General features: G+C 62.5%; 31 protein-coding genes. 16 read left to right on the top strand and 15 right to left on the bottom strand.

The genetic code is table 11. The features are described 5' to 3' along the window. Window positions 1–21: 21 nt before the first annotated feature. A complete protein-coding gene (locus FJ953_RS07540) occupies window positions 22–615 on the top strand; it encodes a general stress protein (RefSeq protein WP_140623781.1) in 594 nt (197 codons plus the stop codon). Window positions 616–753: 138 nt separating this feature from the next. Here FJ953_RS07540 and FJ953_RS07535 read toward each other — a convergent pair whose 3' ends face one another. The 7 genes from FJ953_RS07535 to FJ953_RS07510 all read right to left on the bottom strand — a co-directional run bounded on the left by FJ953_RS07535 (window position 754) and on the right by FJ953_RS07510 (window position 5,891). After that, window positions 754–915, bottom strand: coding sequence for a hypothetical protein (locus FJ953_RS07535; protein ID WP_140497454.1), 162 nt, complete (start codon window positions 913–915; stop codon window positions 754–756). 69 nt (window positions 916–984) lie between these two features. After that, window positions 985–1,470, bottom strand: a complete 486-nt coding sequence (locus FJ953_RS07530; protein WP_140525118.1) for a YbhB/YbcL family Raf kinase inhibitor-like protein — start codon at window positions 1,468–1,470, stop codon at window positions 985–987. Window positions 1,471–1,604: 134 nt separating this feature from the next. Continuing rightward, a complete protein-coding gene (locus FJ953_RS30380) occupies window positions 1,605–1,742 on the bottom strand; it encodes a hypothetical protein (protein WP_181167175.1) in 138 nt (45 codons plus the stop codon). Window positions 1,743–1,896: 154 nt separating this feature from the next. Continuing rightward, on the bottom strand, window positions 1,897–2,415 hold the full coding sequence (locus tag FJ953_RS07525; RefSeq protein WP_140497458.1) for a ferritin-like domain-containing protein: 519 nt from the start codon (window positions 2,413–2,415) through the stop codon (window positions 1,897–1,899). 250 nt (window positions 2,416–2,665) lie between these two features. After that, window positions 2,666–3,124: a DUF1772 domain-containing protein gene (locus FJ953_RS07520; RefSeq protein WP_140515222.1), complete on the bottom strand. Its 459-nt coding sequence runs from the start codon at window positions 3,122–3,124 to the stop codon at window positions 2,666–2,668. 80 nt (window positions 3,125–3,204) lie between these two features. Then, entirely contained in the window at window positions 3,205–3,870 is a 666-nt protein-coding gene (locus tag FJ953_RS07515) for a dienelactone hydrolase family protein (RefSeq protein ID WP_140515223.1), read from the bottom strand. A 29-nt stretch (window positions 3,871–3,899) separates the two neighbouring features. Continuing rightward, window positions 3,900–5,891 carry an erythromycin esterase family protein gene (locus FJ953_RS07510; RefSeq protein WP_224671758.1) on the bottom strand — a complete coding sequence of 664 codons (1,992 nt, stop codon included), beginning with the start codon at window positions 5,889–5,891 and terminating at the stop codon, window positions 3,900–3,902. A gap of 310 nt (window positions 5,892–6,201) precedes the next feature. Between FJ953_RS07510 and FJ953_RS07505 the strand changes: the two genes are divergently transcribed. Beyond that, complete coding sequence (locus tag FJ953_RS07505) at window positions 6,202–6,393, top strand: DUF2934 domain-containing protein (protein WP_140497466.1); 192 nt, start codon at window positions 6,202–6,204, stop codon at window positions 6,391–6,393. An 81-nt stretch (window positions 6,394–6,474) separates the two neighbouring features. Here FJ953_RS07505 and FJ953_RS07500 read toward each other — a convergent pair whose 3' ends face one another. Both FJ953_RS07500 and FJ953_RS30770 read right to left on the bottom strand, forming a co-directional pair. Next, window positions 6,475–6,903 (bottom strand): hypothetical protein, encoded by a 429-nt coding sequence (locus tag FJ953_RS07500; RefSeq protein ID WP_140515225.1) that lies wholly within the window; start codon window positions 6,901–6,903, stop codon window positions 6,475–6,477. Between the two features lie 252 nt (window positions 6,904–7,155). Beyond that, window positions 7,156–7,497 (bottom strand): sensor histidine kinase, encoded by a 342-nt coding sequence (locus FJ953_RS30770; protein WP_224519092.1) that lies wholly within the window; start codon window positions 7,495–7,497, stop codon window positions 7,156–7,158. On the opposite strand from FJ953_RS30770, the gene FJ953_RS30765 reads away from it, so the two are divergent. Next, the gene (locus FJ953_RS30765) at window positions 7,480–8,118 is read left to right on the top strand and encodes a hypothetical protein (RefSeq protein ID WP_246670975.1); all 639 of its coding nucleotides are present in this window, start codon (window positions 7,480–7,482) and stop codon (window positions 8,116–8,118) included. The two genes, FJ953_RS30770 and FJ953_RS30765, sit on opposite strands and share 18 nt — an antisense overlap. A gap of 219 nt (window positions 8,119–8,337) precedes the next feature. Here the strand turns inward: FJ953_RS30765 and FJ953_RS07490 are convergent, their stop codons facing one another. Continuing rightward, window positions 8,338–9,111, bottom strand: a complete 774-nt coding sequence (locus tag FJ953_RS07490; RefSeq protein WP_140497473.1) for a Crp/Fnr family transcriptional regulator — start codon at window positions 9,109–9,111, stop codon at window positions 8,338–8,340. Continuing rightward, window positions 9,108–9,497: a response regulator gene (locus tag FJ953_RS07485; RefSeq protein WP_140497475.1), complete on the bottom strand. Its 390-nt coding sequence runs from the start codon at window positions 9,495–9,497 to the stop codon at window positions 9,108–9,110. Before FJ953_RS07485 ends, FJ953_RS07490 begins: the two co-directional genes overlap by 4 nt. A gap of 231 nt (window positions 9,498–9,728) precedes the next feature. Between FJ953_RS07485 and FJ953_RS07480 the strand changes: the two genes are divergently transcribed. Next, window positions 9,729–9,950, top strand: coding sequence for a hypothetical protein (locus FJ953_RS07480; RefSeq protein ID WP_140497477.1), 222 nt, complete (start codon window positions 9,729–9,731; stop codon window positions 9,948–9,950). Window positions 9,951–10,071: 121 nt separating this feature from the next. Here the strand turns inward: FJ953_RS07480 and FJ953_RS07475 are convergent, their stop codons facing one another. After that, window positions 10,072–10,371: a DUF1236 domain-containing protein gene (locus FJ953_RS07475; protein WP_224519082.1), complete on the bottom strand. Its 300-nt coding sequence runs from the start codon at window positions 10,369–10,371 to the stop codon at window positions 10,072–10,074. Window positions 10,372–10,565: 194 nt separating this feature from the next. On the opposite strand from FJ953_RS07475, the gene FJ953_RS07470 reads away from it, so the two are divergent. Beyond that, on the top strand, window positions 10,566–11,435 hold the full coding sequence (locus FJ953_RS07470) for a DUF1236 domain-containing protein (RefSeq protein ID WP_140623777.1): 870 nt from the start codon (window positions 10,566–10,568) through the stop codon (window positions 11,433–11,435). 93 nt (window positions 11,436–11,528) lie between these two features. Here FJ953_RS07470 and FJ953_RS07465 read toward each other — a convergent pair whose 3' ends face one another. Genes FJ953_RS07465 through FJ953_RS07455 form a run of 3 tightly spaced genes read right to left on the bottom strand, consistent with a single transcriptional unit; the run spans window position 11,529 to window position 14,218 of the window. Then, the gene (locus tag FJ953_RS07465) at window positions 11,529–12,638 is read right to left on the bottom strand and encodes a mannonate dehydratase (RefSeq protein WP_140515229.1); all 1,110 of its coding nucleotides are present in this window, start codon (window positions 12,636–12,638) and stop codon (window positions 11,529–11,531) included. A 10-nt stretch (window positions 12,639–12,648) separates the two neighbouring features. Then, the gene (locus FJ953_RS07460; RefSeq protein ID WP_140623775.1) at window positions 12,649–13,434 is read right to left on the bottom strand and encodes an SDR family oxidoreductase; all 786 of its coding nucleotides are present in this window, start codon (window positions 13,432–13,434) and stop codon (window positions 12,649–12,651) included. After that, entirely contained in the window at window positions 13,427–14,218 is a 792-nt protein-coding gene (locus tag FJ953_RS07455; protein WP_224671760.1) for a FadR/GntR family transcriptional regulator, read from the bottom strand. Before FJ953_RS07455 ends, FJ953_RS07460 begins: the two co-directional genes overlap by 8 nt. Window positions 14,219–14,352: 134 nt before the next feature. On the opposite strand from FJ953_RS07455, the gene uxuA reads away from it, so the two are divergent. The 11 genes from uxuA to FJ953_RS07400 all read left to right on the top strand — a co-directional run bounded on the left by uxuA (window position 14,353) and on the right by FJ953_RS07400 (window position 26,182). After that, window positions 14,353–15,537: a mannonate dehydratase gene (gene uxuA, locus FJ953_RS07450; protein ID WP_140525113.1), complete on the top strand. Its 1,185-nt coding sequence runs from the start codon at window positions 14,353–14,355 to the stop codon at window positions 15,535–15,537. A 129-nt stretch (window positions 15,538–15,666) separates the two neighbouring features. Beyond that, entirely contained in the window at window positions 15,667–16,815 is a 1,149-nt protein-coding gene (locus tag FJ953_RS07445) for an extracellular solute-binding protein (protein ID WP_140525112.1), read from the top strand. Then, window positions 16,815–17,666, top strand: coding sequence for an IclR family transcriptional regulator (locus tag FJ953_RS07440; RefSeq protein ID WP_140515233.1), 852 nt, complete (start codon window positions 16,815–16,817; stop codon window positions 17,664–17,666). The genes FJ953_RS07445 and FJ953_RS07440 overlap by 1 nt, the downstream gene beginning before the upstream one ends. Before the next feature lie 27 nt (window positions 17,667–17,693). Beyond that, entirely contained in the window at window positions 17,694–18,725 is a 1,032-nt protein-coding gene (locus FJ953_RS07435; protein WP_027027652.1) for a sugar ABC transporter substrate-binding protein, read from the top strand. A gap of 132 nt (window positions 18,726–18,857) precedes the next feature. Beyond that, window positions 18,858–19,841 carry an ABC transporter permease gene (locus tag FJ953_RS07430; RefSeq protein WP_140515234.1) on the top strand — a complete coding sequence of 328 codons (984 nt, stop codon included), beginning with the start codon at window positions 18,858–18,860 and terminating at the stop codon, window positions 19,839–19,841. Further along, window positions 19,831–21,363 (top strand): sugar ABC transporter ATP-binding protein, encoded by a 1,533-nt coding sequence (locus FJ953_RS07425; protein WP_140623773.1) that lies wholly within the window; start codon window positions 19,831–19,833, stop codon window positions 21,361–21,363. Before FJ953_RS07430 ends, FJ953_RS07425 begins: the two co-directional genes overlap by 11 nt. Window positions 21,364–21,366: 3 nt before the next feature. Beyond that, window positions 21,367–22,362, top strand: coding sequence for an ABC transporter permease (locus FJ953_RS07420; protein WP_140515236.1), 996 nt, complete (start codon window positions 21,367–21,369; stop codon window positions 22,360–22,362). 2 nt (window positions 22,363–22,364) lie between these two features. Further along, window positions 22,365–23,150, top strand: coding sequence for an SDR family oxidoreductase (locus tag FJ953_RS07415; protein ID WP_140515237.1), 786 nt, complete (start codon window positions 22,365–22,367; stop codon window positions 23,148–23,150). A gap of 22 nt (window positions 23,151–23,172) precedes the next feature. Next, on the top strand, window positions 23,173–24,378 hold the full coding sequence (locus FJ953_RS07410; RefSeq protein WP_140525109.1) for a CaiB/BaiF CoA-transferase family protein: 1,206 nt from the start codon (window positions 23,173–23,175) through the stop codon (window positions 24,376–24,378). Window positions 24,379–24,380: 2 nt separating this feature from the next. Beyond that, complete coding sequence (locus tag FJ953_RS07405; RefSeq protein ID WP_140623771.1) at window positions 24,381–25,169, top strand: enoyl-CoA hydratase/isomerase family protein; 789 nt, start codon at window positions 24,381–24,383, stop codon at window positions 25,167–25,169. Continuing rightward, the gene (locus tag FJ953_RS07400; RefSeq protein ID WP_140623769.1) at window positions 25,166–26,182 is read left to right on the top strand and encodes a hypothetical protein; all 1,017 of its coding nucleotides are present in this window, start codon (window positions 25,166–25,168) and stop codon (window positions 26,180–26,182) included. The genes FJ953_RS07405 and FJ953_RS07400 overlap by 4 nt, the downstream gene beginning before the upstream one ends. Window positions 26,183–26,184: the final 2 nt, after the last annotated feature.

Here is a 26,184-nt window from a genome sequence, read left to right as displayed (position 1 = left end):
GCACGATCAGGAGATATCAAAATGAAAACCGTAACTGCACTGTTCGACAACTATGACGACGCAGCCGACGCGGTCGGCGAACTGGAAGCGTCCGGAGTGCCACATTCCGATATCAGCATCATCGCCAACAACTCGGATGGCTGGTACGAGAGAGATCGTTCCGAAACCGCTGAAGATGCCGCGAGCGGCGCAGGGATAGGGGCCGTGGTCGGTGGCGCCGGCGGTTTGCTGACAGGGTTGGGCGTCATGGCCGTTCCGGGCGTCGGACCTGTGGTTGCGGCCGGATGGCTTGCCGCTACCGCCACCGGGGCGGTTGCCGGCGCGGTGGCTGGTGGTGCGGCGGGCGGTATCATTGGCGCTCTGACGGATTCGGGCGTTTCCGAAAACGATGCAAATGTCTATGCAGAGGGCGTACGTCGTGGCGGTACGCTGGTGACGGCCAAGGTGGACGATGGGCTTGTTCCGGAAGCCGAGGACATTCTGGGTCAGTCCAGCTCGGTTGACGTGATGGAACGCCGCAGGGCTTACGAGGCGGATGGCTGGACCGGCTTTGACGTCAACGCGGGCGACTATGTCCCTGAGCGCGACGGCGGCAGGGCAATAAACCGGCCCTGAAGAACAAGCCTGCCAGGGCGGCGGGGCACTTTGCAGCCAGGCCGGCGTGGGTGCCTCGCCCGAAATTTGATCTTCGGGACATGTGCGAGGGATGTTTGGACCGCTGATCGAGTTTGCTGTGGGCCACAGTAGCTACAATCAATCCTTGTCCTGATGATAGAGCCGATCGGTGGCTCGATCGCTTTCTCTGCGTTCTGCGGGACCGCGGCGACGTCGAGTGACAATGACGTAGGCCAGCAATACGAGCAGTAGCAATGGCCCGCCGGCGACGACGATCAACCACATGACGCTTTCAAACATGGGAGGTCTCCTTTCCCTCACAACCGGCAAGGAGAAGAACCGTTCCGCGCGTGGACGACGGCACCTGGATCAATCTGCCTTCAATTGCCGGCCACGTTCGTAGGTTCCGACGAGTTCCGCCTGCTCCAGCAAATGTTTTTGCGCCTCCTGCCAGATACGCTCCACGCCCGTGCTTGCGGGGATAGCAAGGTTCGGCGTGTCGAGCGCCGCCAGCCGGAAGTGGTAGTGATGGACACCGTGGCCCACAGGCGGTTCAGGGCCGTCGTAATAGGCGTTACCGAAATCGTTCCGCGCTTGCCTGAGGGCCTGTGGACCCGGTCTGCCGCTTTCCGCTTCGGGCAACTCCTGCACCTCCGGCGATATGTTGAACACCCCCCAATGGCCGAACATTCCGCTCGGCGCGTCGGGATCCTGGACGACAAGGACGAGGCTCTTTGTGCCGTCCGGTACCCCGGCCCACTTCAGAGGCGGAGATACGTTCTTGCCGTCACGAGTATAGGCTTCGGGGATCTCTCCGCCGTCGGCAAAGGCGGGGCTGCTGAGCGTCAGGGGCATGGTTGGCACTCCTTTGAGGGAACATTCGATCGCATCACCGCCGCGTCGCAAAGCGTGCCGGAATTGTTGCGGTCATCGAATTGCTTGCGAGCACGTTCCGGCGCGGCTCAAGCGCGCTGCGGCTCGAAAGGATTCTAAGATCCCGTCATAAGCGGCTTGAGGACGAATATGGCCAAGAGGCCAATAAAAAACACGGCGGCGATCACGACACCCCAGGTGATGAGCTTTCCGGTACCGCGTTGCTCTTCCTCGCGAGACAGGTCTTCCGGCATTGCGCGGATCCTCCTGTAAGGTTCGATGATTTTAACAACCTGTTTTGTCGAGGTCCCGGCAGCCAAATCCAGAGCAGGACCCGCAGTTCAACTCGAACGCACCCCGCTCTGGACAGGAAGGCTGCCGGGCGCTTAGCGCCGGGCTGCCCCGCGGCTAAGCGGCTTTCTCAAGAGCCCGCTCATTGACCCCGCCTTCGCCTAAGCCTGTAAGCGCTTCATCGGTTGCCACTTCCTCTTTGAGCGTCTCGTTGAGGAGCTTGACCGCGTCGCTCTTGCCAAGCTGTTCAGCCCACGCGATCAACGTGCCGTAGCGTGCGATTTCATAGTGCTCGACCGCCTGTGCCGCTCCGACCAGTCCTGCATCCAATGCTGGGTCGCCCTTATAGTCGTCGAGAATCTCCGAACCCTCTTCGAGAATGCCGTCGATTGCCGGACAGGTCTTGCCGCGGGCTGGCTTGTCCATCAGGTCGAACACCTGTTCGAGGCGGTCGACCTGGCCTTCGGTTTCCACGCGATGTTTCTCGAACGCCGCCGCGACCTCCTCGGACTCGGCACCCTTGGCCATCTTGGGCAGCGCCTTTAGTATTTTCTTTTCGGCGTAATAAATATCCTTCAGCCCGTCGAGGAACAGGGCTTCCAGCCCTTTCGTCGCCGCCTTCTTCGCAGTCGCCATGTCTTCGTCTCCCTAAGGTTGTCATGAAAGCTCCACCACCGGTGTAGCTTTCCATAACCTTGAACACGGGCCGTTGTTCCCGCCGGATCGAGACAAAGACAAGGACGGCCGTATCTCACACGATCGCACTCGCTTTCTCCTCGTTGGATACAGCGGGACAGATGGCGGTGCGACGTCGCGACCTCCAGAAAACCTAACGCATCGATGGCGCGAATGATCCGGAGGAAAAGAGACTTTCTCCGGCGACAATCTACAGATCGGCCGGACGCCACGAGAGCGCCGACAGCGTCGCGAGACAGAGTGCTGCAAATACAATCGCGGTATTTACCGCATGAGAATATTCCCATTGCTGCCTGAGCGCTTCCCAGTTTGCGGGAATTGTCGTCCAGTTCTGCGTCGCCTGGTTGGCAGGGAGCGTCCAGACAACGAAGATCGCGAGCATGATCGCGAAACACAGCGCCGCAAGCAGGGCGAGCCAAAAGGGCCAAGCCTGTGAGCGCACGGAGATCGCCAACAATGCGTTCACGATCAGCGCGGCAGGCCAGAGCAATCCAAGGATCGCCCATCCGTAATAGATGCCTTGGACGGTGAAATATTCCGGCTGCGGCAGAGATATCTTGTTGGGGAGAGCTGCGAGATGGGCCCCTGCCGGGATGAGCGCGAGGGCCGAAATGACAATGGCGAGAAATTGCAGAACCCTGACTGTCATGGAAGCTTCTCCGCGGAATGATTTTTAACGCGCCGACGACCCAATCGATCTGGCTCTCTGATGAGGCGTTGGCGCCGGCGTCACGCGGGCAGTTGGCGCAGGAACCATTGGATCGCGAGGTCCGCCACTTCTTCCATCGCGCCGGGCTCCTCGAACAGGTGCGTCGCAGCCGGAACGATGGCCAGCTCCTTTTCACACCGCAGCGCCGCGAACGCCGAACGGTTGAGCGCAATCACCTGCGTGTCTGCGCCGCCGACCACGAGCAGCGTTGGTGCCCGGACGCGGGGCAGGGCAGGTGCCGCAAGATCCGGACGCCCGCCGCGCGAGACGACGGCGGCCGCTCGATCCGGGCGCTCTGCCGCAGCCATCAGCGCCGCGGCAGCCCCTGTGCTCGCGCCGAAATAACCGACGCGCAGCGCCGACGTTTCCTCGGACATGTGCAGCCAGTCGGTAACCTGAACCAGTCGATCGGCGAGCAAGCGGATGTCGAACCGCAACTCGGCGGTAATCTGGTCGATACGCTCCTCTTCGGTCGTCAACAGGTCGATGAGTAACGTGGCGAGTTCCGCCTCGTTCAACCGTCCGGCCACATAGCGGTTGCGCGGGCTGTGCCGGCTGCTGCCGCTGCCGTGAGCGAAGAGGACGAGCCCACGGGCTTCCTGCGGCAGCGACAGGTTGCCCGCGAGCATTGCGCCGCCGGCGGGAACCTGCACGGCCTTCTCGTTTGTCTTCAGGACTGAGACCATGGCGATCTCCATCTCAACTGGATCGGTCCCTAAACCCCGAACGGATAGGTCTCCGCGAGCTCGCCGGCGTCCCATTGCGAGCTGCGCTCCAGCGGCTCAACCGCCCGCGTCTCGTCGAAATGCAGCAGCATGTCGAATTGCGCGGCAAGGTTGGCATGGAAGTAGTGGCTGGCCCGTTCGGTCTCAGGCCGGTAGATGACGCCGATCGCGCGCTCCAGGAGCCGTCGCGGCAGGGCTTCGCCGTCGCCGCGCAGATCCAGCTGGAAGCGATCGGACGGGACAGCATGCAGCAGCGCCTCATAGCTGCGCGCCAGGGCAGGCCGGACAGCCTTGCGCTCCGCCGGACCGTCCCAGTTCGACGCGGCCGTCACCGTTCCTTGATACGTCGTGAAGCCGACGAGGAAGGCCTCGCGCTCATGCTTTTCGCGGATAAGCTGTCCGAGGTTGATTTCGCCATGCAGGCTCCTGTCTGTCGCCCTGGCGTCGCCAAGATGGGAGTTATGCGCCCAAACCACGATCTTCGGCGATCGCCCGAGCCGGCCGAGATGAGCGGTGAGAGCTTCGAACGTCTCGGCCATGTGCCGGTCACGCAGGTTCCAGGTCGATTCAGGCGCCAGGAACATGGCCCGATAATAGGCCTCCGCATTTTTTACGAGGCGGGCGTTTTGCTGCGCCGCGAAGAGTTCGTCCGCGACGGCGCCTTCGCGCGGCTCGGCCTTCGCCGGGCGCCGCTTCAGCATCTCGACCAGCTGTGCGACCACAGCCTCCTGGCAGGATTTGTCGACCTCATTGCCGGCTATGAAGCCATAAGCCTGCGGGTCAGGGCCGAAATGGTCGAAACAGGCATAGCGGCGACGCGCGATCTCCGCCGCGGCCGGGTCGGCCTTTTCGAGATAGCGTAGCACCGCCTTCATCGCGCCATGCAAGGCATAGAGGTCGAGCCCGTAGAACCCGGCTTTCGGATTGCCCTTGCCGGGCGCTTCATTGTGCCGGCGCAGCCATTCGACAAAATCGACGACGACCCTGTTCCGCCACATCCAGGTGGGGAAGCGTCGGAAATCGGCGAGCGCCTCTTCCGCGTCGATATCCTCGCCTGTTCCCTGAACATAGCGGTTGACCCGGTATGTGTCGGGCCAGTCGGCTTCGACAGCAACGGCGGCAAAATCCTGCTCCTCGATTAGCCGCCGCGTGATCCGCGCGCGCTCCTCATAGAACTCGTGTGTGCCGTGCGAAGCTTCACCGAGCAACACGAAGCGCGCCTCGCCGATCGCCGCCAAGAGCTCGTCGTAGTCTCGCGCGTCTCCGGAGAGCCGAACGACGTGCTTGTGCAATCGGTTTGCCGTATTCTGCGGCGCATCGCGGCCGGACGGTGCGGTTGGTCGCCCCGCCTTGGCGAGAAGGGCGCGGACCTCGTCGTCGCTGGTTTGGGAGAAATCTTCATACCAGCGCCCGACGCCGATGAGCGGCTGCGGCGTCGTCGCACAGACGACCTCGTCGGCCTCGCTCTCCATCGCCTCGCAGGTGTCGGGACTGCCGACCGGAACGGCCGCAACGATACGGGCAGGCCGCTTTCCGCGCAGCGCCCTGACCGCCGCGCGCATGGTCGACCCAGTGGCGAGCCCATCGTCCACGAGAATGACGATTCGATCCTCCACAAGGAGCGGTACCCGCTCGCCGCGATAGAGGTGCTCGCGGCGTAAAAGCTCCCTCTCCTCGCTGGCAGTGACCGCATCGATGACGTGGGCCGGCACAGCGAGGCCTTCCACGATCTCGTCGTTCAGGACGCGTACGCCGGAGGTCGCGATTGCGCCCATGGCCAACTCTTCGTAACCGGGAACGCCGAGCTTGCGTACGACGAAAACGTCGAGCGGTGCCTTCAATGCCTGTGCGACTTCGTAGGCGACAGGCACGCCGCCGCGCGGCAGCGCCAGCACGGTGACATCATCGCGCGCTGCGAAGTGGCCGAGCTTATCAGCGAGAACGCGTCCTGCCTCGCGACGATCCGAAAAGACAATAGTCATGATCTCAAGCCCAATATTTGCGTCGCGCCCACCCTTTGGAGTCCCGCTGCAAGGCTTTGATTGGCCGAGGCCACACGGGGCGGCAAGGCGTGGCGCAGGCACATCATTGGCGTGTTCGTCGCCAAGAGTTCGAGCGGCGGGCATTCCCAAGCCATCCCCCACTGCGCCGATGCTCGGAAACGGCCTAATCCCCCAAGGGTTCCGTGTCGCTCCGGTGCGGCTAGTCCGGATCGCTCCAAAAGCGTTGCCTTTGTTTCCGGAGGGAACAAAGCGGCCTGCCGGAGATTGGGGCACGCAGGAGGAGTTTCCAATGGACAAGGAAGAACTCATAAAGCGACGAGCCTACGAGATCTGGGAGCGCGAAGGCCGCCCGCCGGGCCGAGAGCAGGAGCATTGGGACCAGGCCGTGCAGGAAATAGAGGCGGAAGGATCGGAAGCCGAGCGCGGTCCGGTGGTGCCCGATCCGACCATCGGCAGCGGGTCGGAGCCTCGAAGCTCCTGAAGCGACGTCACTTGCCGCCAAGGAGGAAAAATGCGTCGACCGACTGTTCATTCCGTCGACGCATTCGAGATGGCGTCTCGGTCAACGTCCGAGCAGCGCCCTGAGCCTGGCGAAGATATTGAAACCTTCGCCCATGGCGGCGCGCACGCGAACGGCGACCCACCCGGCTTTCATGGTCGCACCGACGTGGCAATCGCAGACGATGTTGTGCAACTGCCAGTTGGACAGTTCGAAAAAGCGCTTTGCCTCGCCATAGGTGTCGCCTTCCAGACCCTGCGCCCGCAGTATCGGATCTTCGAACGCGACGCTGATGGGGGATTGCACGCAGTAGGCGTTTTCGCGCATGTCGGGGCTCATATATTCGGTGCCCGGAAGCGCTCCGAGGCGCCGTTCAGGATGACGCTCAAGAAGACTTGCCCAGCGCTCCAGGCGTTGGTTCCGCGTCATTGTCGGGCACACCGTATCAACTTCCGCGATTGCGTGTAGTTGTTCGAGTGTATGGGACTTCATGGTCAGCTCCTGTTGATCCAGGTTCCTCCCGCTTCAAGGTGAGTCGCGAGATCACGACAGCGCGCTCGCCGTCGCCGCGCTCCGAACTCTTTGTTGTCGCTGAAGTTCCATCATTTTGAGAATTTGAAGGCTGGTGCGGCGGCAACTCGGCAAACCCCAGGGCCGTTGCGCCACCTCGGTCGGTGCTGGGTCAGCCCCTTCCAACTCCACGCTCCTGGCCCCGGCCGCCTTTCGGCGCAGGAGTGTCGGTGTTCAATGCTGGAGATCGTCGGGCGGGTCCTCCAGGCTCCTGCTGGGGTGAATTTCGTTCGAGAGGGGGATATCCATCGTGCAGATCACCTCGGCATCGGTGAAGCGCAGCGAGCCAGCTCCGCCGATCTCATAGGGCACCACCTTTTCGATCAGCTCGGATCCGAAGCCGCGTCGCGCAGGTATTGCTGCCGGACCATGCAGGTCCTCGATCCAGCGGATCTTCAGCTCCTGTCTGGCGGGCGTGCCACCCACTTTCCAGCTTACGCTGATTGATTTGTCGGCTGCCGACAGCGCGCCATATTTCATCGAGTTGGTGGCGAGTTCGTGGAACGCCAGGCCCAAGGTCTCCGCCGTCTTTCCGGACAAGGAAATATCCGGGCCATCTATGGTGAACTGATCTTCCGTCCGGCCGCCTTGGGACGCAAGCTCGTCAAGGACAAGCATGTCAAGCTGCACGGTGGCCGAGGCCGATCGCATCAGCACATTGTGCGTGCGTGCAAGCGCATTGATGCGGCCCTCGAGGTGAAAGGCATAGTCCTCGACATTGTTGCTGTTTTCAACCGACCGGCGAGCGATCGAACGGACAATGCTCAACGTGTTGCGAACGCGGTGCTGCAATTCGGCGGCAAATGCCTTCGTCGCCTGGAGGCGGTCGCGTGTGACCTGGAGTTCGGCTTCGAGCCGGGCGATATGATCGTCACGTTCGTCCATCTGTTCATCGACATGGCTGAGCCGCATCGACGCGGAAGCATCGCGTTCTTCGGCGGACACACTTTGCGGACGGGAGAATGTACCCGTGACGTCTTTCTTGGGAGGTCTTTTTCCAGCCACCTGTCAGTCTTTCAACCGTTCATCGATCATGCGCGGTGCCAAGCGCATCGTCTCGTCGGCCTTTGGCTCGCGTTCACGCGCCCAGGATTGGCTTTCGTGCCGCCGCGCGCGGTTTTCAGCCGGCGAAAATGATACCGTCGAGCCGGCAGGAGCATTAATGCCGCCGCTGTCGGCGGAAATATGGAGGGCGATCGCAGCGGCCCAGCGGATCGATCGTACCTGCCGATCCGCCGATCAAATCGCGCTTGGCCATCGCTCGCTACCGCCTCCGGTCACGCCGAACCGGCAGAAGCAGGCCAGGTTCCCTATGATGTTTCATTTTTGCGCTCCACTCGATGAGGCCGTGCCTGATCATGCAAAAGGCTCCCTGACGTCCAACAGATGAAGGTAATCAGGATTGAAAAAGGCCGCCGCCTCCAGTTTCGCCAGGTTCTTGATCGTTACAGTGCCGTTGTTGAACGAAATGAGGCCGTCGCGCCTGAGATCCTGAAGCGTACGGTTGATGTGCACGTTCGAAAGACCGAGCGTATCGCCCAGGGTCGCCTGGGTTACCGGTAGGGGATAGCTCTTGCCGGCCGTTTCACCAATTGCGTGAAGCCTGTGGAACAGCTCGCAAAAAAGGTGAGCCATCCGCTCATAAGCAGTCCGCTGGCCGATGTTGACGACCCATTCGCGGGTGATCGCCTCGTCGAGCAGCGTGGTCCACCAGAGCGCACGCGTAAGATTGGGATAGCTGTTGGTGAAGCCGAGGATGGCGCTCTGCGGGATCGCCGCAACCTTGGAGCGGCTGAGAGCACCGATCGAGTGGTCCATGCGCCGCAGCAGGAACACGTGAAGATCGCAAAGGTCGCCCGGCACCAAATAGGCAAGGATCTGTCGCCGACCGTCTTCGAGAATCTTGTAGCGGCAGGCAAATCCTTCGAGCAGCAGGTTGACCCCGCCTGTCCTGTCGCCCCTTTGGATGACGTCATCGCCGGCGGCGAATTCGGCGACCTTTGTTGTCGCGCTCTCGATGGCGTCGCATTCTTCCACGGACAGGACCGTGAAATTGGACAGCTTGCGGATAAGCGGGTGCCGCGCGGTCTTCGCTCTCAGGCCAACCGCCGGCTCGCTTCTCTCGTTCATCGCGTATCGTGTGCCGTCGCGGCAACGAACTCGACAATGCTGCCGAATTCCAGAGGCTTTTCAAATCGCCTGATCCCGCCGAGCTCTGCTGGTATGGCCGTCTGATCATAGCCGGTGGCGAAGGCGATCGGAACGCCTTTCGCCAACGACTCGCGGGCAATCTCGAATGTCTGCTCGCCGCGCAAGTTGATATCGAGAATCGCAAAATCGCATTGACCGCTGTTCAGCAATTCGATTGCGGGCTCGACCGTGGCGACCGGGCCGAGCACTATCGCCCCTTGTGTGACGAGAGCCTTACGCAGGTCATCGGCGAGAAAATATTCGTCTTCCACGATCAAAACGCGAATCCCGCCCAGAAAGGCTGATTTCGCCGCTTCCCCGTCCATGGTGCAAGAGCTCTCCCTTTGCAGCGGCCATCACTTGGGACACTACACCGCAACCCGCTGCACTCCCAGTTATATTTCCACCGATGCAGCGGAGGTGAACTCCAAAGCCACCGCCAGCCCCTATTTTCCTGAATCGACATCTTTTTCGTCTGCCGTTTTAACAATTGTGATGGCAGGTTTCGGTGTCCGTCAACACAGTGAGAAAAACGGGGAAATAAGGAGGAGGAACCGATGCCTGTGATCGATATGACCTCGAAGGAACTGATCCGGGCCATCGATCACTACATCAATTCCCGCAGAAATCTCGAATGGCCAATTTCCACGGCGCAGGCGGTGTCAGCCATCCGTTACGAACTGCCAGAATGCACTCTCTCCGACAAAGAACTGGCGGACATTGTTGCCAGCTCAGCAATTCAAAAGCATCGCAACATCGCATTTGACCTGCAGTCGTAGCCATGCTCATGCATGTCGCCCAAAACGTCTCGGTTTGGAACAAAGACATGCATGAAAACAGAAACCTGACACAGGTCGCCCGCCTCGACGCATGCCGGGGCGGGCGCTTTGGAACATGCGGTCATTGAAGGACCTGGACGATTTTCCGGGTTTCCGGGTCGACCAGAACTGTTCGATTGTCGACCACGACGTAGCGGTATTTCACATCGGGAACTTCATGAAGTTCGACCGTATCAGGCACGGTGGATCCGACATTGAGTTCCACGCCGGGCAGTTGGACCGAGGCCAGCGGCTGCTTCTTCACATACTCCTTGATAACGGTTTCTTGCTCCGGCTGGATGACCACATCTTGCGCCGCGGCCGCTCCGGCCCCCGCAAGAAACAGGATGCCCACTGCCGTTCCCAGTAGATATTTTTCCACTTCTGTCTCCATCAGATGTTGGGCAGGGCGCCAAGCCGACGACGCCACCGGCGTTTCGGCAGGTGCGCCCCATGCGCCGAACTTCGCAAAATGCCGGCAGTTCCATCCGCTCCGGAATATATTAGCCTTCGGTGGAACAATCACGGGGTGGCAAAGTTTTGCCGCGAAGGGACTGCCATCCTAGGAGATTTCCCATGAGAACCACTCTGATCACCAGCATGTTAGCGCTTACCCTCGGATGTGGGGCGGCAATCGCGCAGACCCAGCAGCAGTCGGGCGAAGCGGCCCAATCGGGTGGGGCAGACACTTGCGCAGCCGGCTCGGCCAATTGCCAGAAGGGCGGCAGCACCGAGCAGCAGACGCAAGGCAAGGCCGGCATGAAGACCGACGAGCAGGCGCAAGGCAAAGCCGGAGCGAAGACCGATGAGCAGGCGCAGGGCAAGGCGGGCGTAAAGACCGACGAGCAGGCGCAAGGTAAGGCCGGCATGAAGACCGATGAGCAGGCGCAAGGCAAGGCCGGCATGAAGACCGACGAGCAGGCGCAAGGCAAGGCCGGCATGAAGACCGACGAGCAGGCGCAAGGCAAAGCCGGAGCGAAGACCGACGAGCAGGCGCAGGGCAAGGCCGGTACGACTACCGGTCAGCAAGCGCAGGGCAAGGCCGGTACGACTACCGATCAGCAAGCGCAGGGCAAGGCCGGTATGACGACCGACCAGCAGGCGCAGGGCAAGGCCGGTACGACTACCGATCAGCAAGCGCAGGGCAAGGCCGGTACGACTACCGACCAGAGTTCAACCGCTTCAATCAACAATATATCCGTCGAGCAGAAGACCGAAATCACCAACGTCATCCGCGAGACGAAGGTGGAACCGGTCTCGAACCTCGACGTGGACATTTCGGTCGGCGTGAAAGTGCCGAAGCAGAAGGTGCGGCTGCATCGACTTCCGCACCGGATCGTCGAAATCGTCCCTGCCTATGAGAGCTATGAATATTTCCTCCTGGCCGATGGCAGGATTGTTATTGTCGATCCGAACTCATATGAGATCGTCGCTATCCTGAGTTAGGAACCGAGCCGACTAACAAAAGCCCGCTCTCCATCGAAAGCGGGCTTTTGCGGCGCCTTCGGGCTCGAAAAATGTCAGTCGTGCGTCCCCTATTCACTCCGCTGCCATGTCGGGTGCCCGGCTTCGTACCGGGCCTAGCGCGTCGGCGTTCTGCACCAGTGCGCGCATGTAGCCCAATGCGAAGGCCTTGCCGGCGTGCCATGGCGCGTCGCAGGCCATCTCAGGCGTGTGATCGGGTATCATGACGCCTTGATAATTCTCGTCGCGCAGAATGCGCACGATCTCGGCCATGTCGATGTCGCCGTCGTCGACGAAGGTTTCGTGATATTTCGGCACTTTGCCCCGCACATTGCGGAAATGGATATAGCCGATGCGGCCACGCCGCGCGAAACGGCGCACATGGCTGTAGATCTCCTCGGTCTGCGGCATCTCCTGCAGCGAGCCGAGGCAGAGCTCCAGCCCGTTGGCGGGCGAGTCGACGATATCCATCAGCCGATCATATTTCTGCGGCCGGTTGACGAGGCGCGCCGTGCCGCGCAGCGCCTCGGCGGGTGGATCGTCCGGATGCGCAGCCATCACGACGCCGGCCTCTTCGGCCACCGGTACGATTTCGCGCAGAAAGACGCCAAGCCGTTCCCACAGTTCTTCTTGCGAGACCCTGACAGGCGCGGCGCCGGCTCGGCCCGGCCGGTAGCGCATATTCCAGACCACTCCGTCGGGCAGCGGCAGGTCGGGATCGATATTGGACAAATCGAGCCCCACGGACATGGCGTCGCCGCGCGCGAATGGCCCGCGCTGCCAGCCCCACACGCCCGCGATCGAGAAGTTGTAGCCTATGCAGGGAATGCCGGCCCGGCCGGCGTCACGCACCAGGCGCTTGAGGCCGTCGAGCTGCCTCGACCGATCGGGGCCGCCGAGCAGCACGTCGGACCAGAAGCGCGGCGACAGGTTTTCGATGCCGGCGATCTCCAGGCCGTTGTCGCGTACGGTTTTCACCAGTCCGGTGAAATCCTCGTAGCTCCACAATCCATCCGTTGAACAATCGCCCCAGCCATCCGTTTCGGTGCCGGCCGACAGCGAGGGATCGCGGCCGCGAAAATAGTTGGTCAGATGCGCAACGACATGCGTTGCGCCGGCCTGCCGGGCAAAGCGGAAATTCTCCGGCGTCAGCGAATCGCGATAGAGGCCAAGTCCGATCTTCATCCGCGTTACCCTACTTGACGCCGATGCCGGCGGTGAGGCCGCCATCGATCTTGTAGTCAGCGCCGGTGCAGAAGCCGGCTTTCGATGAACACAGGAAAGCGATGAGCTCCGCCACTTCCTCCGGCTCGCCGATGCGGCCGAGCGGATGGGCGGCGCCGAAGCGTCTGTAGGCTTCTTCGACATCGGCGTCGCTTCCATTGTCGCCACGCGCTGCCTTCTCGAGGATTGGCGTGCGGATCGAGCCCGGGCTGACCGAATTGACCCGGATGCCGGCCGCGGCATAGTCGAGCGCCAGCGAACGCGTCAGCGTGTGGATGGCGCCCTTGGTCGTGGCATAGGCGGCGACGTTCTGCTGGCAGGCGAACCCCTGCACCGAGGCGACATTGACGATGGCACCGCCGCCTCGGCGGATCATTTCGGGAATGCCGAAATGCGCGGTCAGGTAGATCGACCCGACATTGACCGTCATCGCCTGGTTCCAGGTTTCCCAGTCGGTGGTGGTCGCCGTGCCGTAGGGGTGGACCGCCGCCGAATTGACGATGATGTCGATGCCGCCGAACCTCGCGACGCCCGCTGCGACCGCGTCGCGCACCTGGTCGGAAACGGAGACATCCACCGTTTGCACCAGCGCATTCGCTCCGGCCTTGGCGAGGCTCTCCTGCATGGCGGCATTGGCCGCCCGGTCGATGCCGCAGGCGATGATCGCAGCGCCGCCTTGCGCCAGGCGACTCGCAGTGGCGAGCGCGATGCCGGTCGTGCCGGTGATCAGCGCCACCTTGTTCTCAAAATCAGACATGATGCAAATCCTTGGAAGATGCCGGACCCGGATGCACCGGGTTTGCCGCCGACATACGGGCGTTTTCGAGGTCGTCGGGAACGAAGCGCAAGCCGAAATCGAGATGCCGGCTCATCAGGTAGCAGTAGGCAATGCGGTCGCGCGCGCGCAGCGCCGCGATGATCTCGCCATGCGCGTGGCGTGTTTCGCTCAGCACCGGCCGGATGGATTTGCCGACGGTCATGATGTGCAGGATGACCGGCGACAGGAACTGATAAGTCTGCACCAGCATGCGGTTGCCGGCGAGCTTCATCAGCGCCAGATGGAAATCGAAATCGCGTTGCGCGGCTTCCTGGACATCCTTGCTGGTCTCGATCAGGCCATTGACCTCGTCCAGGGCTTCAAGTTCGGCGGCGCTGGCATTGAGGATGATGTGGTCGCCGACGCTCACTTCGATGATGCGGCGAAATCCTTGTATGTCGTGAAAGGACGTTTTCGATATGTCCATTTGCGCGGCGAAAAAATTCTGGATCGCGACATTCTGGCGATCGGCGAGCACCGCGCCGACGCGCGGCTTGGGATCGATCAGCCCATAGGTTCGGATGGTGCGCAGCGCCTCGCGTATCGTGTTGCGGCTGGCGCCGAACAGTTCGCCAAGCTCCCGTTCGGTGGGCAGCACATCGCCGATGGACATGGCGCGATTGCGGATGAGGTCGAGGATCTGCCGCACGGTCTGGTCGACGGCGGAACTGCTGATCCCGGCTTCGTCTGCCGCCTCCATCGAATCGTGGCTCGCCTGTTCCACCGCAGAACTCCTTGCTATTTGTTGGACCACCCTAGGGCTCGATCCACAGGAAATCAACTGTATGGCGACGGAAAGGTTCTGTTGACAGGCTTGTGGTCCGACAATATGGTCGCCGCCAACCCTGAGGAGGCTTCATGGAACAGTGCTGGCGCTGGTATGGTCCCGATGATCCGGTGACGCTTGAACATGTCAGGCAGGCCGGCGCCACCGGCGTTGTCTCCGCGTTGCACCAGATCTATGACGGCCGCGCCTGGCCTGAGGCCGATGTGCTCGAGCGCAAGCGGATCATCGAGGCGGCTGGCCTGAAATGGTCGGTCGTCGAGAGCATTCCGGTGCACAATTCCTTCAAGATCGGCGCGCCCGAGCGCGAGCGCTATGCCGGCTACTACCGCGACAGCATCCGGGCGCTCGCCAAGGCCGGCATCGAGACGATCTGCTACAATTTCATGCCGGTGGTGGACTGGACCCGCACCGACCTGATGTATCGCCTGCCGACAACCGGCTATGCGCTGCGCTTCGATGCGATCGATTTCGCGGCCTACGATCTTTTCGTGCTGCAGCGCAAGAACGGTGCGGCAAGCTATACGCCGGCGCGTATCGCCGAGGCCGAGAAGCGGCTGAAGATGCTGACGCCAGAGCAGATCGACCGCATCGAGCGCAACCTCATTGCCGGCCTGCCGGCGACCGAACGCAGCTATAACAGGGACAGTTTTCGCGAAGCCCTGGCTGAATACGATTCGATCGGGCCGAAGGAGTTGCGCGACAACCTCGCCTGGTTCCTGCGCGAGATCATTCCGGCGGCCGAAGAGGAGGGGGTGCGCATGTGCATCCATCCCGACGACCCGCCATTCTCGCTCTACGGCCTGCCGCGCGTGGTTTCGACGGCACAGGACGCGCGTTTCATCCTCAACGCCGTCGACAGTCCCGCCAATGGACTGACCTTCTGCACCGGCTCCTATGGCACGCGCGCCGACAACGACATCGTCGCCATGGTCAAGGAATTCGCCGACCGCATCCATTTCGTCCACCTGCGCAACATCACCATCGAGGAGGACGGCTCGTTCTATGAAGCCGAGCATCTCGAAGGCGGCACCGACATGGCGCACGTCATCCTCGCTCTGATGCAGGAAGAAAAGCGCCGTCGCGAGCAAGGCCGGGCCGACTGGCAAATCCCGATGCGGCCGGACCATGGGCATCTGCTTGCCGACGACATCGGCAAGAAAAAGATCAACCCCGGCTATTCGCTTATCGGACGGCTCAAGGGGTTGGCTGAACTGCGCGGCATCATGCGCGCCGTGGAGCGTTTCGATCTGGCTTGAACCCTGCATCGGCCAGTCGGGAGGATGTGTGCGCTTTTTGCGCAAATGAAAACAAGTTGCGCATATGAAAAATGGTGCTAGTGTCGATGGCGAGCCGGCTATTGCCGGTGCCGGGAGGATTTGAGTGGCATGACGAAGCTGCGCGGACTGGCGTGGGATCATAGACGATGCTGGGGTCCGCTGGACGCCAGCATCGAGTCCTATTGCGCCGCGCATCCCGGCCTGGAGATCCAATGGGACCGCCGCAGCCTCTATGAATTCGGTGAGGGCGCCCTCGGTCCGGTGCTCGGCACTTACGATCTGGTCGTGTTCGACCATCCCTTCATCGGCGATATCGCCCAGGATGAACTGATGGTCCCGTTCGACGCTTATCTGTCGGCCGAACAGATCCGTTTCTTCGAACGTGACTCAGTCGGGGCGTCCTGGCGCTCTTACCAGAAGAACAGCCGTCAGTGGGCGCTGCCGATCGATGCCGCCTGCCAGGTCGCCTCCTATCGGCCGGATTTGCTGGAGCGCTACGGGCCGGTGCCTAGCACGCACCAGGAAGTGCTGGAGCTTGGCCGGCGCGCGCGCAGCGACGGCAAGTGGCTCGGCCTGCCCTTCGTGCCGACCGACGCCATGTGTCTGCTTCTGACGCTTGGCCGTCCCCAGGAAGATGGCGAGCAATTCATCGCGAAGGAAATGGTCGAGCAGGCGATTGCGCAATTGCGCGAGCTTGTCGCGCTTTCGCACCCGGACTCGTCGAAGTGGAATCCGATCCGCTGCTACGACCACATGATCGCGCATGACGACGTTGTCTACGTGCCGTTCGCCTTCGGCTATGTGAATTACGCCTCGAAACCCGACAGGCCCCATCTGCGCTTCGCCGAAGTGCCCACCCCGCAAGCCGCCGGCGCCTTGCTCGGCGGTGCCGGCATCGGCGTCAGCGCCCAATCGAAGCACAAGCAGGCCGCGATCGACTACGCACTGTTCCTGTGCTCGCCCGAATACCAGCGCGGCGACTATGTGAAATCTGGCGGACAACCGGGTTCGCTGGCTGCCTGGAAGGATGCCGGGGTCAATGGTCTTTCCGGCGATTTCTTCGGCTCGACGCTGCGGACGATCGCCTCGTCCTATCTGCGTCCGACCCATCCGGGCTTCATCGCCTTCTTCCGCGAATGCGCGCCGCATGCCGCCGCAGCCATAGCCGGTGACATGTCGGCGACCGAACTCGCAGGCCACGTCAACAGCCTCTACCGCGAAACCAGGCAAGTCCAGCCGGAACGGAGCGTCGCCTGATGGCCGCCAGCGTTGCCGAGACGCTCGACGAGGGCGAAAGCGGCCGCAACGGCTATCGCGTGCCGGCGGTGGAGAAGGCGCTCGACGTTCTGGAATTCATGGCCTCCAGCGCCGAAACGCTGACCCAGACCGAGATCGCGACCGGCCTCGGCCGCTCCATTCACGAGATCTACCGCATCCTGCTTCTGCTGGAGAAACGGGGCTATATCTTTCGCACGCAATCGGACCGTTTCCGGCTGTCGCTGAAGCTGTTCGAATTGGCGCACATGCATCCGCCGGTAAACCGGCTGGTGGAATGCGCTCTGCCGGTGATGCGCGAATTGACCGCCAATGCCGACCAGAGCTGCCATCTCGTGGTGCGCGAGGGCCAGAACGCACTGGTGGTTTTGCAGATCGATTCGCCGCTGCCGATGCGCTACTCGGTAGCACTTGGGTCGCATTTCCCGATCCTCGAAACAAGTTCGGGTGCCGTGCTGCTCGCCCATTCGAACCGGGCCGAGCGCGACCGCATCGTCGAGCGCATCGTGGCCGCCGGTGAGGGCCAGGGCACGCGGGCCGAAATCGAGGCGCGGCTGAACGAGGTCGCCAGGCTCGGCTACGAGATGCGCGCTTCCTTGGCCGTTGCGGCCTGCACCAACATCTCCATGCCTGTGCACGATCACACCGGTGCCGTCATCGCCGCGCTAACCGTGCCGCTGCTGCCGCAGAAGGCGGCGCGGTTCGACAGCGAAACCGTCTTCGAACGCACCCGCGCCGCCGCCGAGAAGATATCGGCGGCACTCGGCTGGGGCGAAGCCACCAACTCCTTACGTGCCGACCCGGAACGGCGGGACTATCCGTTCAGCGACTAACAAAAGCGATAAATCTGGGAGAAGAAAATGCTCTGGTCCAAGTCAATCCTGTTTGCGTCCGCCGCCGTGCTGGCGCTCGGCGCCGCCGCCGCGCATGCCGAGAACATGCCCAAGCGCATCGGCTACGTCACCAACTACGCCACCCATGAGTGGTATCAGAACGTCATCAAGGGCATGAAGGCTCACGGCAAGGAACTCGGCATCGAGGTCGAGGTGCAGGATGCCAATCTCGACATAGCCAAGCAGGTCGCCGCGGCCGAAGACTTCATCGCCAAGGGCGTCGACGTGCTGATCATCACCCCGGTGAACGAAGAAGGCGTGGTGCCGCTGCTGCGCCAGGCCAAGGCCGCCAACGTGCCGGTCGTGCTGGAAGGCAATCCGGTCAAGGGCATGACGACCATGGTCGCCATCTGCGACTACGACACCGGCTATTTCTCCGGCGTCGAGGCCGGCAAATACGCGAAGGAAAAGCTCGGCGGCGTTGCCAAGGTGATGAATGTCGGCCTGCCGCTGCTTTCCGCCACCGTGCTGCGCTCGCACGGCTTCATGGACGGGCTGAAGACCATCATCCCCGATGCGGTCATGGTCCACGATCTCGACGGCGGCGGCAATCCGGACCGCGCTCTCGAAGTGTCCTCCGCGGCACTGGCCAAGAACGCCGATATCAACATCATCTACGGCATCAATGATTCGTCTTCGTTGGGTGGCCTGCAGGCCTGGAAAGCGGCGGGCAAGTCGCAGGATGGCCTGTTGACGGTCGGCACGGGCGGCGAAGGGCTTGCCTTCATCAACGCGATGCAGAACGAGCCTTCCTACCGCATCGAAGCCGCGATGTTCCCCGAGAAGGAAGGCTTTACCGCCATCGATGCCGCGGTGAAGCTTTTCAACAATGAGGAAGTGCCGGAGCACATCGTCAGCCCGACCGCGCCGATGAACGGCGACGATTGGAAGAAGTTCTATGACTATGACGGCACCACCCGCACCATCAAATGGGATGCCGTCAACGCGCTGCAGCCGCCGGCAAAGTGCATGAAGACCTCCGCCGACCTGAAGAAATAAGGCCGGCCGATATCGCCCTTCCCGTGTTGCGGGAAGGGCAGGCGGCCAGGACCTTTCGGTGGGCAAGACAAATGCCGGGTTCGACACGACAGGTTCCAGAGGGACCAGGCAAACGGCCGGGAATGGACTGAAATGAGCGAGCTTACACAGGCCTCCGCGTCGAAGCGTTTCATCGGCGGCAACCTTCTGGGCAGCAGCCAGCTCGTGCTGGGCGCAATCCTGGCCGTGCTGTGCATCGCCATCTCGATCGCGGCGCCGCAATTCTATTCGGAGGCCAACATCATCGCCATCCTGCGCCAATGCGCTCTGGTGCTGATCGTCGCCTCGGGCATGACCATGCTCATCATCACCGCCGAGGTCGACTTGTCGGTCGGCGCGTCGCTCGCCTTCGTCGGCTGCATCGGCATGGCAGTGCTCAATTCCACCCATAGTCTTACGCTCGGCATGCTGGCGGCGCTCGCCTTTGCCGGCGGGGTCGGCCTGTTCAACGGGCTGGTCGTCACCAGGCTCAGGGTGAATTCGCTGATCGCCACCATCGGCACGATGATGATGCTGCAGGGCGGCGTCTATCTCTTCACGCGCGAGGCGGTGCAGAACCACAACCAATTGGCAAACTTCACCGATCTCGGCGCCGGTTATGTCGGCCCCGTGCCGGTTCCCGTCATCCTGGCGGCGCTGATCTTCGTGGTTGCCTATGTGACGCTGCGCTTCACCACGCTCGGCCGCTACCTCTACGCGGTCGGCGCCAACGAAAAGGCGGTGCGCCTGTCAGGCATTCGCTCGGAACGGCTCAAGCTGTTGGCCTTCGTCGTCACCGGCCTGTGCGTCGGTGTTGCCGGCATGATCCTGTCGTCGCTGATGAATGCCGGCCAGCCTACCGCCGGCCGTGGCTTCGAGCTGACGGTGATTGCCGCCGTCATCCTCGGCGGCACCAGCCTGCTTGGTGGCCGCGGTTCGCTGTTCGGTACCTTGCTTGGCGTTCTGGTGCTGAAGGTGATCGACAACGGCATCATCATCCTCGGCTGGAACCAGGATTTGCAGATGGTGGTGCCGGGCATCGTCATCATCCTGGCAACCTATCTCGACATCATCCGGAACAGAGCCAATGTCCGTTGATTTCCTGCATCCTGGCGAAGGCGCGGCCATCGATACCGATGTGCCGGCGCTGGAACTGCGCGGCATCGGCAAGCGCTTTCCCGGCGTCGTGGCGCTCGACAATGTCGACTTCACCCTGGAGCCCGGCAAGATCCATGCGCTGATGGGCGAGAACGGCGCCGGCAAGTCGACGCTGATCAAGATCATGGCCGGCGTCTACGGCAAGGATGCCGGCTCCATCCGCATGCACGGACGCGAGGTCGACATCAAGTCGCCGCGCGACAGCTTGAAGCAAGGCATCAAGGTCGTGTTCCAGGAGATCGCGCTGATCTCCGAATTCACCGTTGCCGAGAACATCTTCCTGGAAGGCTATCCGACCGGCAGGACGGGCTCCATCGACTGGAAGAAGATCCGCGCCGATTCAGCCGCGCTCTTCGACCGCATCGGCTTCAACGTCGATCCGGCGGCGCGCACCGGCTCGTTGCCGGTCAGCCAGCAGCAAATGGTCGAGATCGCCCGCGCGCTCGCTCATGAAGCCCGAGTGGTGGTGATGGACGAGCCGACATCCTCGCTGACGCCGAACGAGGTTTCGCTGCTGTTCACCGTCATCCGCCGGCTTGCCGGCCTTGGCATCGCGGTGGTCTATGTCAGCCACAAGCTCGACGAAGTGTTCGAGATCGCCGACACGGTGACGGTGCTGCGCGACGGGCGCCACATCTCGACCAAGCCGATCGGCGAGCACACCAACGACACGCTGATCCAGGACATGATCGGCCGGCGCATCGAAAATCTGTTTCCCCGCAAGCGTGGCGCACCGGCTAGCAAGGTAGCCCTGTCAGTGGACAAGCTCAGCACGGCGAAGAAGCTCAACGGCGTGTCCTTCGAGGCGCGCGCCGGCGAGGTGCTCGGCTTCTTCGGGCTGATGGGCGCCGGTCGCACCGAACTCGCCAAGGCGATCGTCGGTTACGATCCGATCACTTCGGGCACGATCACCGTCGACGGCCAGCGCCTCTCGCCGCACGATACGCGCACCGGCGTCAGGTTAGGTATCGGTCTGCTCACCGAGGATCGCAAGAGCGAAGGGCTGATGGGCGAGCTGCCTGTCTACCAGAATGCCAGCCTCGCCTCGCTCGGCGCCTTCGCCCGCATGGGCTTCGTCGATAGGGCCAGGGAACACAAAGCGGTGCAGGATTACGTCGACCGCTTCCGCATCAAGACGCCCAGCCTGTTCCAAGAGGTGAAAAACCTCTCAGGCGGTAACCAGCAGAAGGTGCTGATCTCGCGCTGGCTGATGCGTGGCCTCAAGGTCATCGTCGTCGACGAGCCGACCCGCGGCATCGATGTCGGCGCCAAGTCGGAGATATTCGCCTTGATCGACCGGCTCGCCGGCGAAGGCCTGGCGGTCATCATGATGACGTCGGAAATGCCGGAGCTACTCGGTCTTGCCGACAGGGTCGCGGTGATGTGCGAAGGCCGCCTGACCGCGATCATGCCGCGCGACGAAGCCACGCAGGAGAAGATCCTCAATGCGGCGATCGGATAAGACATGAGCGTTGTGAATACAGTCTCCGCGAAAGCCCGGCCGTCCATGCTGGCGCGGCTCTTTGCCCGGCAGGAACTTGCGCTGCTGGTCTGCCTCGTGCTGGTGCTGGCTTTCTTCTCCGTTACCGTCGAGAATTTCTTCTCCGTGCGCAACATGACCAATGTGCTCGGCCAGGCCTCGCTCGCGCTCACCGCCGGCATTGGCTGCGCCATCGTCTTCATTTCCGGCGAGGTCGATATTTCGATCGGATCGCTGCTGGCGACCATTGCACTGCCGCTGATCATCATCATGAACGACACCAATTCGCTGCTGCTCGGCGTCGGCGGCGCGCTGTTGTTCGGGCTGATCATCGGTGTCGTCAACGGCTATCTCACCGCCTATGCCGGCATCAACTCGCTGATCGTGACGCTGGGCACGATGTTCATCATGCGCGGCGGCGTCTATCTCTACACTGGTCAGCGCGCGATCCCTGACGATGCCAGCCTCGACAGCTTCATCGCGCTGTCGGATGGCCGCCTGTTCAACGTCATCCCCTATTCGGCCGTCATCGCCATCGTCCTGCTCGCCGCCTTCGCCTACATGATGCAGCACCGGCCGTTCGGACGGCAAATCTATGCCGTCGGCGGCAATCAGGAAGTGGCCCGTCTTGCAGGCTACGACGTGCGGCGGGTCAAGTTCATCTGCTTCATCATCAGCGCGCTGCTGGCGACGGTCGCCGGCATCATCCTGGCCGCGCGGGTCGGCTCGGCACAGCATACGGCGGGGCTCAATTTCGAATTCCAGGTGGTTGCCGCCACCGTGCTCGGCGGGGTCAGCCTTGCGGGGGGCATCGGCAGCCTGACCGGCATGGCGCTGGGCGTGCTGATCCTGCAATTCCTGTCCAACGGCCTGCGCGGACTTGGCCTGCCGACCGAGTGGCAGTTGGTCATCACCGGCATGATCATCATTGCCGCGGTCGCCCTTGATGAAGCGAAACGCCGGCGTGCGAATGGAGGCTGAAGATGGCTCGTCTTGAAGCAAAAATCGCCGTCATCACTGGTGCGGCCGACGGGATCGGCCACGCGATCACGCAAGCGATGGCGCGCGAAGGGGCGCATGTCTTCCTGGGCGACATCGCCGACAGCGCTGGTGAGGATTTCGCGGCCGCACTTCGCGCCGCCGGCCACCGCGCCGACTATCTGCATTGCGACGTTTCGCAGGAGGCCGACATTTCAGGCCTCATCGACAGTGCCGTCAAAAAGACGGGACGCCTCGACATCCTCGTCAACAACGCGGCCATTGCCATTGGCGGCATGCCGGTGCACGAGATGACCGACGAGCAGTGGCACCGGCTGATAGCAGTCAACCTGACCAGCGTGTTTCGCGCCTGTAAATACGCGCTGCCGCACATGATCGCGCAGAAATCGGGCTCGATCATCAACATGGCCTCCGCGCAAGGCCACATCGGGCTTGATGGCTGGACCGCCTATGCCGGCGCCAAGGGCGCGGTCATGGCGATGACACGCCAGATGGCGGTTGAATTCGGGCCGCTGAACATCCGCGTCAATTCGATCTCGCCGGGCACCATCAACACGCCGATGAACGACAAACTCATCAAGGAGATCGGCGGCAATCTTGCCAAGGCCTGGGTCAAGATGCATCCGCTCGGCCGTATCGGCGAGCCTTCGGAAGTGGCCGAGGCCGCCGTCTATCTTGCCTCCGATGCCGCCGGCTTCACCACCGGCACCGACCTGCGCGTCGATGGCGGGCTGACGGCGGCGCCGCGCTACGTTCCCGAACTGCTTTGAAAATTTTGAAACGAGACATGACATGAACAAGGCCCTCGAAGGCGTCCGCATCCTCGATTTCAGCCATCTGCTGCAGGGGCCGTTCGCTACCCAGCTGCTCGGCGACATGGGCGCCGATGTCATCAAGATCGAGCGCGCCGGCGCCGGCGACATGTTCCGTGGCATGACCTTCTTCGCCAAATGGGTCGGCGGCTCGGAGAGCCCGAACTTCCTCGCCTGGAACCGCAACAAGCGTTCGATCGCGCTCAACCTGAAGAGCCGCAAGGTGCATGCCATCATCATGGAAATGGCGAAAAGCGCCGACGTGGTGGTGCAGAACTTCCGCCCAGGCGTGCTGGCCAAGCTCGGCTATGGTTATGAGGATTTCAAGACTGTCAATCCGCGCATCATCTATTGCTCGGGCTCGGGCTATGGCGAGGAAGGGCCTTATGTCGAACGCCCCGGCCAGGACATGCTGATCCAGGGGCTCGCAGGGCTGATCGCCAACACCGGCCGCGGCGATCAAGCCCCGGTTCCCGCCGGCGCCGGCCTCGCCGACCAGATCGGCGCCATGAACATGGTCTACGGCATCCTGTCGGCGCTCTATTATCGCGAGAAGACCGGCAAGGGCCAGAAGATCGAGGTCAACCTGCTGGCCGGCCTCTTGGCGCACCTCAACCAGGAATATGTCGCGGTGCTCAACCTTGGTGAGGACTTCGTGCGGCCGAATTCCGGGATCGGCCATCCCGGCATGCAGGCGCCGTTTGGCATATACGAGACCAGCGACGGCGGCTACGTGTCGATCGCCATGAGCCCGTTCAAGACGCTCTACGAGGTGCTGGAGGCGCCGCAGCTTGCCGTCTACGACGATCTCAAGACTTTGTTCGACAAGCGCGATGAAGTCTTCGAGAAGGTGAATGCCGAGACCAGGAAATTCGCCACGCAGGATTTGTTGGCGCGGCTGCTGGCAGCTGACATCTGGTGCGCCGAGGTGAAGGATATCCGCCGCGCCGCTGAGGACCCGCAGGTCAAGCACATGGGCATGATCACCAGCTACGACCATCCGCGCGGCGGCAAGGTGCGGGTGGTCGCCCCGGCGGTCAAGATGAGCGAGACGCCCGCGACCATAGAACGGCCGGCGCCGCTGGTCGGCCAGCACGGCCGCGAGATCCTGGCCGAATTCGGCCTCTCCAAGGACGAGATCGCCGCATTGGAGGCGTCCGGTGACATGACCGTGGACGCCGCCTGACGATGCGCACCTACCAGACACTCACGGTCGAAACCGCGGGCCGCGTCGCGATCGTCACCTTCCGCCGCGCCGATCAGCTCAACGCCATGAACCGGCTGATGCAAGGCGAGATCACTGAAAGCTTCGAGTCGCTATCCGGCGATGCAAGCATCGGGGCGATCGTGGTGACAGGGGAAGGGCGCGGCTTCATGGCCGGCGCCGACATCAAGGAATACGCCGCCCAGACCGGACCGGAATTCGACATTTTCCAGGCTGCCGGCATGCGCATGTACGCGGCCATCGAGAACAACCGCAAACCGGTGATCGCGGCGGTCAACGGCTTCGCGCTGGGCGGCGGCATGGAGCTGGTGCTGTGCTGCGACCTCGTCATCGCCAACCAATTCGCCAAGCTCGGTCTGCCGGAAATCAAGCTCGGGCTGATCCCCGGCGGCGGTGGCACGCAACGCAGCGTGGCCAAGCTCGGCCGCAGCCGCGCCAATTTCCTGCTGATGACCGGCGCCATCGTCCCGGCCTCGGAATTCGTCGCTGCCGGTCTGGTCAATGAGATCGTCGAGGTCGACCGGCTGATGCCGCGCGCGCTGGAACTGGCCGAAATGATCGCCGCCGAGCCTGCTGCCGCAATCGAGGGACTGAAGGCGCTGACGGCGCATGCCGTGTCCGGTGATCTGGACGATGGGCTCACCATGGAGCGCGACATATTGGGTGAGCTCTATCGCAGCGAGATCGGCCAGCAGCGCGTCAGGGAGTTCGCCGAGCGGAGCACGACAAAGGCAAAGAAGGGCGGGCCGTGAACGCGGGCGACGATTATCGCGGATTGGGCTGGGCGCATGGCGCGCTGACTGTCCAGCGGCTTGGCGCGATGCTGGCGCCGGTTACGTTCATTCTGGAGGACGGTCGGCAGGTTTCGCCGATGCACATTGCGCCGTGGTCGAACGAGCCGCAGGCGCAAGCGCTGCCAGGCATCCTGCGCAAGTTGCGCGGCGAATTGCCCTGCGTGCCCTTCGGCTATTCGGTGCCGGCCGATGGATGGCCCGAGGACTGGGCTCGGGTGATGGGCTCGCCGGAGGAGGGCGAGGAAGCCCATGGCCATAGCTCCAACCATGACTGGCGATGGCGCGAGAGCGCCAAAGGATCGTTGTCACTGACACTCGCCTATCCAGCCGGAAGCCCGGTCGGGCGTGTCGAGCGGACGGTGACGCCCGATCCGTCGATGCCAGCCGTCGACGTTGAATTCAAGATCGTCGTTCGCCATGCCTGCCGATTGCCGATCGGCTTGCATCCGGTGTTCCGGCTGCCAGCGGAGATCGGCGCCGCCGCGCTGGAACTTGGTTCCTTCGATCACGGTCGCACCTATCCACACGATGTCGAAACTAGCGCTGAACTGTTCGCCCGGAACGCGTCCTTCACTGACTTGTCGAGCGTACCGGCCCGCGCGGGCGGCATGGCTGATGCTTCGCGACCGCCGCTGGTGGCCGACACGGAGGAATTGTTGCAGATCGAGGGCCTGGATGGCACGGTGGCGCTCGCCAATCATGCGGACGGGTACCGCGTGAAACTTTCCTGGCAGAAGGAGCATTTCCCGAGCCTTTTGCTCTGGTACTCCAATCGTGGCCGCGAAGCAGCACCCTGGAACGGGCGCCATGTCGCCATCGGCATCGAGCCGATCTGCTCGCCCTTCGGGCTCGGCCCGGCGACAGCGTTGGCCGACAATCCGATCGCGCAATCCGGCATTGCGACGGCGCAGGAATTCTCGCCTGAAAAACAGTTCGTGACCCGCTATCGCATCGAGGCATCCGCGCTGTGACG

The sequence above is a fragment of the Mesorhizobium sp. B2-3-6 genome, assembly GCF_006442305.1.
Taxonomy (GTDB): domain Bacteria; phylum Pseudomonadota; class Alphaproteobacteria; order Rhizobiales; family Rhizobiaceae; genus Mesorhizobium.
The sequence above is the reverse complement of the archived record's forward strand: the minus strand, read 5'-3'. Positions and strand labels throughout refer to the sequence as shown.

What these genes read in the sequence shown, in the direction of transcription:
- FJ953_RS07535 (WP_140497454.1), bottom strand. Translation starts at nt 915, where the DNA reads ATGTTTGAAAGCGTCATGTGGTTGATCGTCGTCGCCGGCGGGCCATTG.
- FJ953_RS07420 (WP_140515236.1), top strand. Translation starts at nt 21,367, where the DNA reads ATGAGCGTTGTGAATACAGTCTCCGCGAAAGCCCGGCCGTCCATGCTG.
- FJ953_RS30380 (WP_181167175.1), bottom strand. Translation starts at nt 1,742, where the DNA reads ATGCCGGAAGACCTGTCTCGCGAGGAAGAGCAACGCGGTACCGGAAAG.
- FJ953_RS07415 (WP_140515237.1), top strand. Translation starts at nt 22,365, where the DNA reads ATGGCTCGTCTTGAAGCAAAAATCGCCGTCATCACTGGTGCGGCCGAC.
- FJ953_RS07435 (WP_027027652.1), top strand. Translation starts at nt 17,694, where the DNA reads ATGCTCTGGTCCAAGTCAATCCTGTTTGCGTCCGCCGCCGTGCTGGCG.
- FJ953_RS07410 (WP_140525109.1), top strand. Translation starts at nt 23,173, where the DNA reads ATGAACAAGGCCCTCGAAGGCGTCCGCATCCTCGATTTCAGCCATCTG.
- FJ953_RS07405 (WP_140623771.1), top strand. Translation starts at nt 24,381, where the DNA reads ATGCGCACCTACCAGACACTCACGGTCGAAACCGCGGGCCGCGTCGCG.
- FJ953_RS07505 (WP_140497466.1), top strand. Translation starts at nt 6,202, where the DNA reads ATGGACAAGGAAGAACTCATAAAGCGACGAGCCTACGAGATCTGGGAG.
- FJ953_RS07515 (WP_140515223.1), bottom strand. Translation starts at nt 3,870, where the DNA reads ATGGTCTCAGTCCTGAAGACAAACGAGAAGGCCGTGCAGGTTCCCGCC.
- FJ953_RS07440 (WP_140515233.1), top strand. Translation starts at nt 16,815, where the DNA reads ATGGCCGCCAGCGTTGCCGAGACGCTCGACGAGGGCGAAAGCGGCCGC.
- FJ953_RS07465 (WP_140515229.1), bottom strand. Translation starts at nt 12,638, where the DNA reads ATGAAGATCGGACTTGGCCTCTATCGCGATTCGCTGACGCCGGAGAAT.
- FJ953_RS07540 (WP_140623781.1), top strand. Translation starts at nt 22, where the DNA reads ATGAAAACCGTAACTGCACTGTTCGACAACTATGACGACGCAGCCGAC.
- uxuA (WP_140525113.1), top strand. Translation starts at nt 14,353, where the DNA reads ATGGAACAGTGCTGGCGCTGGTATGGTCCCGATGATCCGGTGACGCTT.
- FJ953_RS07480 (WP_140497477.1), top strand. Translation starts at nt 9,729, where the DNA reads ATGCCTGTGATCGATATGACCTCGAAGGAACTGATCCGGGCCATCGAT.
- FJ953_RS07490 (WP_140497473.1), bottom strand. Translation starts at nt 9,111, where the DNA reads ATGAACGAGAGAAGCGAGCCGGCGGTTGGCCTGAGAGCGAAGACCGCG.
- FJ953_RS07525 (WP_140497458.1), bottom strand. Translation starts at nt 2,415, where the DNA reads ATGGCGACTGCGAAGAAGGCGGCGACGAAAGGGCTGGAAGCCCTGTTC.
- FJ953_RS07445 (WP_140525112.1), top strand. Translation starts at nt 15,667, where the DNA reads ATGACGAAGCTGCGCGGACTGGCGTGGGATCATAGACGATGCTGGGGT.
- FJ953_RS07485 (WP_140497475.1), bottom strand. Translation starts at nt 9,497, where the DNA reads ATGGACGGGGAAGCGGCGAAATCAGCCTTTCTGGGCGGGATTCGCGTT.
- FJ953_RS07510 (WP_224671758.1), bottom strand. Translation starts at nt 5,891, where the DNA reads ATGACTATTGTCTTTTCGGATCGTCGCGAGGCAGGACGCGTTCTCGCT.
- FJ953_RS07430 (WP_140515234.1), top strand. Translation starts at nt 18,858, where the DNA reads ATGAGCGAGCTTACACAGGCCTCCGCGTCGAAGCGTTTCATCGGCGGC.
- FJ953_RS07530 (WP_140525118.1), bottom strand. Translation starts at nt 1,470, where the DNA reads ATGCCCCTGACGCTCAGCAGCCCCGCCTTTGCCGACGGCGGAGAGATC.
- FJ953_RS07460 (WP_140623775.1), bottom strand. Translation starts at nt 13,434, where the DNA reads ATGTCTGATTTTGAGAACAAGGTGGCGCTGATCACCGGCACGACCGGC.
- FJ953_RS07470 (WP_140623777.1), top strand. Translation starts at nt 10,566, where the DNA reads ATGAGAACCACTCTGATCACCAGCATGTTAGCGCTTACCCTCGGATGT.
- FJ953_RS07520 (WP_140515222.1), bottom strand. Translation starts at nt 3,124, where the DNA reads ATGACAGTCAGGGTTCTGCAATTTCTCGCCATTGTCATTTCGGCCCTC.
- FJ953_RS07425 (WP_140623773.1), top strand. Translation starts at nt 19,831, where the DNA reads ATGTCCGTTGATTTCCTGCATCCTGGCGAAGGCGCGGCCATCGATACC.
- FJ953_RS07500 (WP_140515225.1), bottom strand. Translation starts at nt 6,903, where the DNA reads ATGAAGTCCCATACACTCGAACAACTACACGCAATCGCGGAAGTTGAT.